This is a genomic window from Pediococcus argentinicus (assembly GCF_001437605.1).
In the GTDB taxonomy this organism is placed as follows: domain Bacteria; phylum Bacillota; class Bacilli; order Lactobacillales; family Lactobacillaceae; genus Pediococcus; species Pediococcus argentinicus.
In genome coordinates this window covers 1-8,418 of the sequence record NZ_JQCQ01000047.1, presented here as the reverse complement: position 1 = coordinate 8,418, position 8,418 = coordinate 1, and the positions used below count along the sequence as shown (strand labels likewise).

The 8,418-nt window shown below is 34.8% G+C and carries 9 protein-coding genes; all 9 read left to right on the top strand.

The features are described 5' to 3' along the window. Positions 1-105 precede the first annotated feature (105 nt). A complete protein-coding gene (locus IV88_RS08385) occupies positions 106-660 on the top strand; it encodes a hypothetical protein (protein WP_057800455.1) in 555 nt (184 codons plus the stop codon). Positions 661-777: 117 nt separating this feature from the next. Beyond that, positions 778-972 (top strand): type II toxin-antitoxin system HicA family toxin, encoded by a 195-nt coding sequence (locus IV88_RS08380; RefSeq protein WP_057800454.1) that lies wholly within the window; start codon positions 778-780, stop codon positions 970-972. A gap of 30 nt (positions 973-1,002) precedes the next feature. Next, positions 1,003-1,389, top strand: a complete 387-nt coding sequence (locus IV88_RS08375; RefSeq protein WP_057800453.1) for a type II toxin-antitoxin system HicB family antitoxin — start codon at positions 1,003-1,005, stop codon at positions 1,387-1,389. Positions 1,390-1,422: 33 nt separating this feature from the next. Next, positions 1,423-2,127 carry an AzlC family ABC transporter permease gene (locus IV88_RS08370; RefSeq protein ID WP_057800452.1) on the top strand — a complete coding sequence of 235 codons (705 nt, stop codon included), beginning with the start codon at positions 1,423-1,425 and terminating at the stop codon, positions 2,125-2,127. Next, entirely contained in the window at positions 2,118-2,441 is a 324-nt protein-coding gene (locus IV88_RS08365; protein ID WP_057800451.1) for an AzlD domain-containing protein, read from the top strand. The genes IV88_RS08370 and IV88_RS08365 overlap by 10 nt, the downstream gene beginning before the upstream one ends. An 84-nt stretch (positions 2,442-2,525) precedes the next feature. Continuing rightward, entirely contained in the window at positions 2,526-2,882 is a 357-nt protein-coding gene (locus tag IV88_RS08360; RefSeq protein ID WP_057800450.1) for a YxeA family protein, read from the top strand. Positions 2,883-2,968: 86 nt separating this feature from the next. Further along, a complete protein-coding gene (locus IV88_RS08355) occupies positions 2,969-3,796 on the top strand; it encodes a restriction endonuclease (protein ID WP_057800449.1) in 828 nt (275 codons plus the stop codon). A 76-nt stretch (positions 3,797-3,872) separates the two neighbouring features. Then, a complete protein-coding gene (locus tag IV88_RS08350) occupies positions 3,873-6,746 on the top strand; it encodes a type I restriction endonuclease subunit R (protein WP_057800448.1) in 2,874 nt (957 codons plus the stop codon). Between the two features lie 14 nt (positions 6,747-6,760). After that, positions 6,761-8,353 (top strand): type I restriction-modification system subunit M, encoded by a 1,593-nt coding sequence (locus IV88_RS08345; protein ID WP_057800447.1) that lies wholly within the window; start codon positions 6,761-6,763, stop codon positions 8,351-8,353. Positions 8,354-8,418: the final 65 nt, after the last annotated feature.

Sequence of the window (8,418 nt, the reverse complement as noted above, 5' to 3'; positions counted from 1 at the left end):
CCCAATTAAAATTAATCTATAATTGATTGTTTCTTTTTAATAATGGAAGTATAATGTGTTCAAGAAAAATAAACGCTTCCGTTAAATCGAAAAGAGGTTTTAATTATGAATACTCAAATTAAATTTCCTTTAGTTATCGGTAAAGTTAAATCAAATATCAGAACTGCTGTAGCGATTGTTATTGCTATTTTTGTAGCGTTGTTAATGACAGGATTTGGTTATCAACCAATTTGGATGACAATCATGATTGCGATTGTGGCAATTCTGTTATTTGTTCCATTTTCCAATAGTGATTATTGGATGGTTAATGAGCATAATATTGAAGTGCATCGTTATTCAGTCTTGATATTAGACAAAGCAATTCAAATTTTGCTTAACCGGAATAGTAGTTCAATTTATGAATATAAAGATATTCAGTCAATCACCATTAATTATGTGAATAAACAACGATTTAGTGGATTAGATATTAATCCGGATATGTTTACATTGGTGATTAAGACGAGCGATGAAGTTGAAACAGTTTCAATTTCTAAAAATGTTGTCGATGATTTGCCAATGCTAACAGAGTTTTGGTCAGATCAAGGTATTGTTATCAGCGACGAGCGCCATGTGGTTGATGCGATTAAATCACATAAGAATTTATATAGTGAAATGCATTAAATTTTAAGAGTCGAGCCTAAAAACTAGGTTCGACTCTTTTTTATTTATGACTATTTCAAAATGTGTATAAAATGTGTATAATAAAAAATAGGTATTCCAATATTGAGGTGAAGTAAAGTGCCAATGAAGCCACGTCAAATGATTAGACTATTGAAACAGCATGGCTTTATTGAGAAGTCGCAGAATGGATCATCACATTTGAAAATGTATAACAGCGAAAATAATACTACAGTTATGATTCCCATTCATGCAAAAGAATTAGGTAAAGGCTTGGAGAAAGCAATTTTAAAGGAAGCCAATATAACAAAATAATAAAGAAGAAATTGAAAGGAGCTTAGATTTATGAAACCAGACGTTGTTGTTTATCCAATTGTTATGACTAAAGATGAAGATGATTATATTTTTGTGAAGGTTCCAGACCTTGAAGGTGGTTATACGCAGGGAAATGATGAAATTGATGCGATTAAAATGGCTGAAGATTTGATTGGAAACCTGTTGGAGGAAGAAACCGTCTACCCTAGGCCTTCGGAACTTACTCAAAGTGATGTTATTAATGACGAAAAAGTAGTATATGTGTCGGTTGATTTAACTAAATTTAGGAATATGTATACTAAAAAAGTAAGACGTAATGTCACGATTCCTGAATATCTGAATAATATGGCCAAAAAACAAAAGATTAATGTTTCTCAGTTGCTGACGGAAACTTTAGAAAAGAAATTTGGACTATAATATTTTAAGTTTGTATTTATGAGAGGTGATTAGGTGGATTCGGAACTAACATTTAAAAGCGGACTGAAAGATGTACTACCAACAACTTTTGGTTATATCGGAATTGGGTTGGCATTTGGAATCGTTGGAAAAACGAGTGGATTAAGTATTCTAGCAATTTTAATGATGTCATTAATGGTTTACGCTGGATCGCTTCAGTTTGTGATTGCAGGGATGCTGGCAGCCAACAGTCCAATCTTAGGAATTGTGTTTGCTGGTTTTCTAATTAACTTGCGATTTATGTTGATGAGTACCAGCATGGCGCAGTATTTCAAAAAAGAATCACTACTACAGAATATTCTGTTAGGCAGTCTGTTGACTGATGAAACCTTTGCCCTTGGGATGAATAAAATTAATTATACGGATCGAAAATTAAATCCTGTTTGGTTACACACGGCTAATATCATTTCATATTTAGTATGGGCAGCTGCATCAGTAGTCGGTGGACTGATTGGAAACTTAATACCAGACCCCAATCGATTAGGTGTTGATTTTGCATTAGTTGCAATGTTTATTGGATTGCTATATTTACAGGTGATTAGCGATCGTTCTAAGAAACTTAGTCTGCAGTTGAGCGTTATTTTATTTGTGTTAGTGGCATTCTACATATCTCTAATGTTTATGTCGTCTAATTTTGCAATATTACTAGTCACAGTTTTAGGTTGTTTGTTTGGGATGGTGTTAGAACGATGGAAATGAGTATGTACGTCTTTATGACATTTGTAGGCTGTGGACTTATCACGTGGTTATTGCGTGTGGTGCCATTTGTTCTACTGAAGAAATTTAGTTTGCCCAAATTAGCAGTCGAATTTTTGTCGTTTGTTCCAATTACAATCATGGCAGCTCTATTTTTCGAAAGCTGGTTTATCGGCCATCCAGGTCATTTACCAGAAATAAACTGGGAGAATCTGATTGCTTCTGGACCAACAGTGGTTGCAGCTGCAATCACCAAAAACTTACTAGCAATTGTAATTGTTGGTGTGATTACAATGGCTATTGTTCGACTTGTTTAAGAAATATTAATGTTGATTGATTTTTAGATATTGATCCTATATTGTTAGTTGCACAAGTAACTAACGTAACTGTGGAGGAAAATTATGAACAGTCGTAGTAATATTTTTTTAATAATCTTAGCCGTTGTTATTACAGGTGCTACTGCTGCATTTGTGACCTATAACCATACAACCGACTATTATGGACAAGTGGGCAATGTTGATAAGGTCTCAACCGATAAAGATGATCGTGGAATTTCCACTAAGACATATCAGTATAAGATTCAAGGTTACACAACCAATGGAGATTCAAAAGTATTAACCGTCAAATCATTCAATGGACATAAATTTACTAAGGGTCACTATATCCGAATGGAATGGTCGAAGTACCAAGGCGTCAGAGACTATCAAGGTATTCCACGGAGTGAGGTGCCGGGGAAGATTGCTGAGAAATTAAAATAGATTAAAAATTAGAACTGTTTATACAGTTCTTTTTTTGTATCAAATGAGTAATAATGACTTTATACATTAAAAAATGAGGTGTATCTATGACTAACATTTCTATTAAGAGAATGATGTTACCAACCTTTAAGGCTCTAAAACGACTGGGTGGTGAAGCAAAGAGAAAAGAAGTTATTGAATTAGCAATCAAAATATCAGATCTGACTGAGAGTGAGAAAGAAATTAAGCAACATGATAACGATACGCAAACACTAGCTGAGAATGATATTGCTTGGGCACGTTGGAAACTTTATAGTGCAGGATACTTGACTAGTCCTAGACGCGGAGTATGGGCACTCAGTACAAAGGGAAGGGAAATAAGTGTTGATGAGTTTGATGCAGATAGAGTAATGAAATTATCTCAGAGTAATTACAATGAAAGGGAAACTGTTCCGGGAAAGAAATCTATACCACAAGATGAAGTATGGAAAGAAGATTTGTTAAATAAAATCAAGAAAATGAGTCCACAACGTTTTGAAGAACTATCAGGTGAGATTCTGACCAAAATGGGAGTAGATGATGTTGTTGTCACACAATATGTTGGTGATGGTGGAATCGATGGCACAGGTGTTATCACAATTGATAATTTGCTAAGCTTTGGTGTTGCTTTCCAATCCAAACGATATACCAACCCAATTACTTCCGAACAGATGCGTATTTTTAGAGGATCAATGGATAATAATTACGATCGTGGAATTTATATTACTACGAGCTCGTTTAACAAGGGTGCTATTGAAACTGCAAAAAATGGTTCTACAATTGTCACGTTAATTGATGGTGAAATGTTGGTAGACCTTCTGGAAAAATATCAAATGGGTGTTAAAACGGAAACAGTTATAAAGACTGAAATAGATGACTCATTTTTTGAAGAATGAGAATGTTAAATCGTATATTTTAATATACTCAAATCTGCTAAAATGTAGTTAAACGTGTATTTTGGAGGAAACTGTGATGCCAGATGAATATCAATCAGAAGCAGAACTCGAAAAACAATTTATGAGGAAACTCAATGCTTTGGGATACAAGTCTGTTCATATTAGAGATGAACAAGGTATCTTGAATCATTTTCGTGACCTTTTAAATACTAGAAATAAAGAGAACCTAAAAGATAATGATCTATCTGATACAGAATTTGAACGAGTTCTAAATGCTTTAGTTGGGTCGAAGACACTGTATGAAATAGCGCAACAGCTGCGTGGATCTGATGTTCAACCATATGGGAAAATTGTTATCAATCGTGATGATAATTCTGAACTCTATTTAGATTTCTTTGATGGAAAAGATTTTGAAAATAATATTTATGAAGTGACACACCAAGTGACTGTAAACGCCGCATATACAAATCGTTATGATGTCACAGTGTTAGTCAATGGATTACCAATTGTTCAAGTCGAGCTAAAAAGACGTGATGTTGACTTCACCCAGGCATTTAATCAAGTTATTCGTTATCGTGATGAATCTTTCAGACAACTTTACCGATTTGTGCAATTATTTGTTATTTCCAACGGATCCGACACCCGTTATTTTGCTAATGGGGATGGTAAGTTAAATTCCAACTTTATTTTCTATTGGACCGATGTTAATAACCATTGGCTGAATGATATTGATGCTTTTAGTGCATCATTTTTTGATGTAAAAAGACTACATAGCTTAATTGCAAAATATACAATTTTTGATGGTGATCATCAACGGATGATGATCATGAGACCATATCAGGTTTATGCAACGGAAGCCATTGTTAAGCAGGCTAAAGAACACCCGGATGAAAACGGATATGTATGGCACACAACTGGCTCAGGAAAGACAATTACTTCCTTTAAGGCGAGCCGTATTTTAGCTCAAGAAACGGATGCAAAAAAAGTTATTTTCTTAATTGATCGATCCGATTTGGATATTCAAACATCAAAGAATTTTAACTCATATTTGCCTAAAACAGTTAGTAATGAACCAGCGTTAGATCAAACAACTAATACACGTAAATTAGTTGAACAACTAAGAAGTTCGGATACTTCACTGATTATCACAACGATTCAAAAGATGAATAATGCAATTGCAAATGATCGGTACAAAGATATCCTGACACCCTTACAAGATCAACGTATTATTTTCATTGAAGATGAAGCACATCGTAGCCAGTTTGGTGAAATGCGTAAAAATGTAAATCGATGGTTCCATAATTCACAACACTTTGGATTTACTGGAACACCGATCTTTGCAGAAAATGTTGGCCCAGATGGTAGGACTACTGAAACTCTATATAATAAGGAACTCCATAAATATTTAATTAAAGACGCTATTAGAGATCATAATGTTCTTGGGTTCAGTATCCAATATATCAACACTATTAATAGAAAAGAAGAATTACTTGATGGCAATGATGAAGTGTCTGCCATTGATACGAAGGAAGTCCTTGAAAGTGATGATCGACTTCGTAAAATTGTAAAACACATTATAAATAACCATAATTCAGTTACACATAAAAAGCATTACAATGCTATTTTAACTGTTCAAAGTACTGAACTCGCACTTAAATACTATCGCTTGTTTAAAGAGTTAGACCCTATTAACGCGGTCAAAGTAACTACAATTTTCACGTGGGCAGCTAACGAAGATACTAATGAAGAAAACCAAGGAAAAGAAGATTTAACTTCTAGACACGGCTTGGATAGCGTCATTAAGGATTACAATCAACAATACAATACTTCTTTTAGTACTGATAACTTTAAAGATTACTTTTCTGACGTTTCAAAACGGATGAAAGAGCATTCTGATGCTACTCCAAACGATAATATTGATATTCTAATTGTCGTGAATATGTTTTTGACTGGCTTTGATTCACCAAGATTATCGACGCTCTATGTCGACAAAAAATTGCAGTGGCATGGATTAATTCAGGCTTTCTCTCGAACTAATCGAGTGGAAGGCCATGCTAAGCCATTTGGAAATATTGTGGCTTATCGAGATATTAAACGGAATACAGATGATGCTGTTCAACTGTTTTCAGCTGGATCTAGTGAAGCATTCTTTGTTCCAAGTTATGCAGAGTTGTTGAATGACTATAAGGAAGCTGTTAGCAATCTTCATGAAGTGGTTCAAAAACCGGAAGATGTGGATAAGCTGTTTGATTTAGGTGATGATGCGTTAAAAGAGTTTGTAATCGCATTTCGCTCTATTTTACAGATTCACAACAAGATTCGGGTATACGACGATTTTACGTGGAAGGATCTTGCTGGAGAGTTCACTGACGGTGAATTACAGAGCCTGCGGGGGAAGTACTCGACAGTATACCATAGTCTGTATGACAACAATGATCACCCGGAAAAAGCTTCAGTGCTGGACGATATAGATTTTGAGTTAGATCTCTTAGCGGTTGATAAAATTGATGTTCGATACATCGTTAATTTAGTTAAATCAATTAATGTTGAAAATGAAGACAATATGAACGCTGATCGTCAAAAAATCAAACGCTTATTGGATAATGCTGATAGTCCCGAATTAAGAACTAAAGCAGAGTTGTTGTCGAAATTCTTGGACGAAGTTGTTCCAACTTTAAAGGCTAATGACAATGTGTCTAAAGCGCTTAGTGGATATCTGGAAGATCAACGTAACGGTTCCATCAAACAGTTTTCTGAAGATACAAAAGTGCCAGCTAGTGTGATTAATGAACAAGTTGGTACTTATGAATTCTATGGTAAGCCTGATGATCGAGTTTTGAATGAAGTCTTTAACGAGGCAGGATACGGCTTTAAGGAAAAACTAACTTTAAAGAAACGGGTTGTTAGTTTTATTGAAGACACGGTTAAAAAATATAACATTTTTAGTTAATGGAGAATTTAAATATGGAAGAAACGCACGTAACACAGGCACAGCAACAATCTGATTTGCAAAAGCAATTATGGGCTGTGGCCAATGATTTGCGGGGTAATATGGATGCGAGTGAGTACCGAAACTATATTCTAGGACTAATCTTCTATAGATTTCTATCTGATAAGGTAGAAAGTTATGCTTCAGATCTTTTGAAAAATGATGATATGACTTTTACTGAAGCATACGCTGATTCTGATATACAAGAAGGATTGAAAGATGAAGTTATAAAAACGTTAGGGTTCTTTATTGAACCGCAATATCTTTATTCAACGTTAGTAGAAAACATTCATGCTGGAAACTTCGATATTGAAACATTACAGATAGCTGTAAATGAAGTGCAAAATTCAACGATCGGATTTGAATCAGAATCTGATTTCAGAGGTTTGTTCACTGATATGAATCTCTCTTCTAATCGTTTAGGAAATACAGTCGCTAAACGAAGTGAGTTGATTGCTAAAGTAATGTTGAACTTAGCAGATATTCCATTTAATCAATCAGATGCCAAGATCGATGTACTTGGAGATGCCTACGAATACTTAATTGGGCAATTTGCTGCTTCTGCTGGTAAAAAAGCGGGCGAGTTTTATACTCCTCAACAAGTTTCAAAGATTCTAGCAGGAATCGTAACAATGGGAAAAGATAAAATTCAGAGTGCCTATGATCCAACAATGGGATCTGGATCTTTGCTGTTGCGTGTTGGAGATCATGCCCAGATTGGTGAATATTACGGACAAGAATTAAACGACACTACGTACAATTTGGCTCGAATGAATTTGCTGATGCATGGTGTTAGTTATAATCGTTTCGATGTTTATAACGGAGATACTCTAGAAGATGATCGTGCTGGAGATAAACAATTTGACGTAGTTGTTGCAAACCCTCCATATTCTGCTAAATGGAATACTGAAGGAAAATTAGATGACGAGCGTTTTAGAAAATATGGTAAAACTGCACCTAAATCTAAGGCTGATTTTGCCTTTGTAGAACATATGTTATTTCATTTGAAACAAGATGGGACTATGGCTGTTGTACTGCCTCATGGTGTTCTGTTCCGTGGTGCTGGTGAAGGACAGATTAGAAGGTACATGATTGAAAAAGACAATGTACTGGATGCGGTAATTGGATTGCCTGCTAACTTATTCTTTGGAACTTCAATTCCAACGACTATTTTAGTTTTTAAAAAGAACAGAACAAGAAAAGATATTTTCTTTATCGATGCATCAAGTGATTTTGAAAAAGGAAAAAATCAAAATAGATTAACCGATGCCAATGTTGAAAAGATTTTAAAAACGTACCAAGATCGTCAAGATATTGAGAAATATAGTCACGTTGCTGAAATGTCAGAAATTGAAGAGAATGAATTTAATCTCAACATTCCACGTTATGTAGATACGTTTGAAGAAGAACCACCGGTTGATGTTGATAAATTAGTTAAAGATATGACTGAAACAGATGCTGAAATTAAACAGTTAGAATCTGAATTTAGCTCAATGTTGCAAGACTTAACTTCTCAAGACGCTGACGCTCAACAGCAGCTTAACCAGATTAAGGAGTTATTTAAATGAGTTCAGAAAAAAACACTCCAAAAATAAGATTTAAAGGTTTTACTGATCCTTGGGAACAGCGTAAG

Bases quoted from the DNA above. Each gene is read 5' to 3' on its own strand.
- IV88_RS08360 (WP_057800450.1), top strand. From the start codon at position 2,526: ATGAACAGTCGTAGTAATATTTTTTTAATAATCTTAGCCGTTGTTATT.
- IV88_RS08345 (WP_057800447.1), top strand. From the start codon at position 6,761: ATGGAAGAAACGCACGTAACACAGGCACAGCAACAATCTGATTTGCAA.
- IV88_RS08355 (WP_057800449.1), top strand. From the start codon at position 2,969: ATGACTAACATTTCTATTAAGAGAATGATGTTACCAACCTTTAAGGCT.
- IV88_RS08385 (WP_057800455.1), top strand. From the start codon at position 106: ATGAATACTCAAATTAAATTTCCTTTAGTTATCGGTAAAGTTAAATCA.
- IV88_RS08350 (WP_057800448.1), top strand. From the start codon at position 3,873: ATGCCAGATGAATATCAATCAGAAGCAGAACTCGAAAAACAATTTATG.
- IV88_RS08365 (WP_057800451.1), top strand. From the start codon at position 2,118: ATGGAAATGAGTATGTACGTCTTTATGACATTTGTAGGCTGTGGACTT.
- IV88_RS08375 (WP_057800453.1), top strand. From the start codon at position 1,003: ATGAAACCAGACGTTGTTGTTTATCCAATTGTTATGACTAAAGATGAA.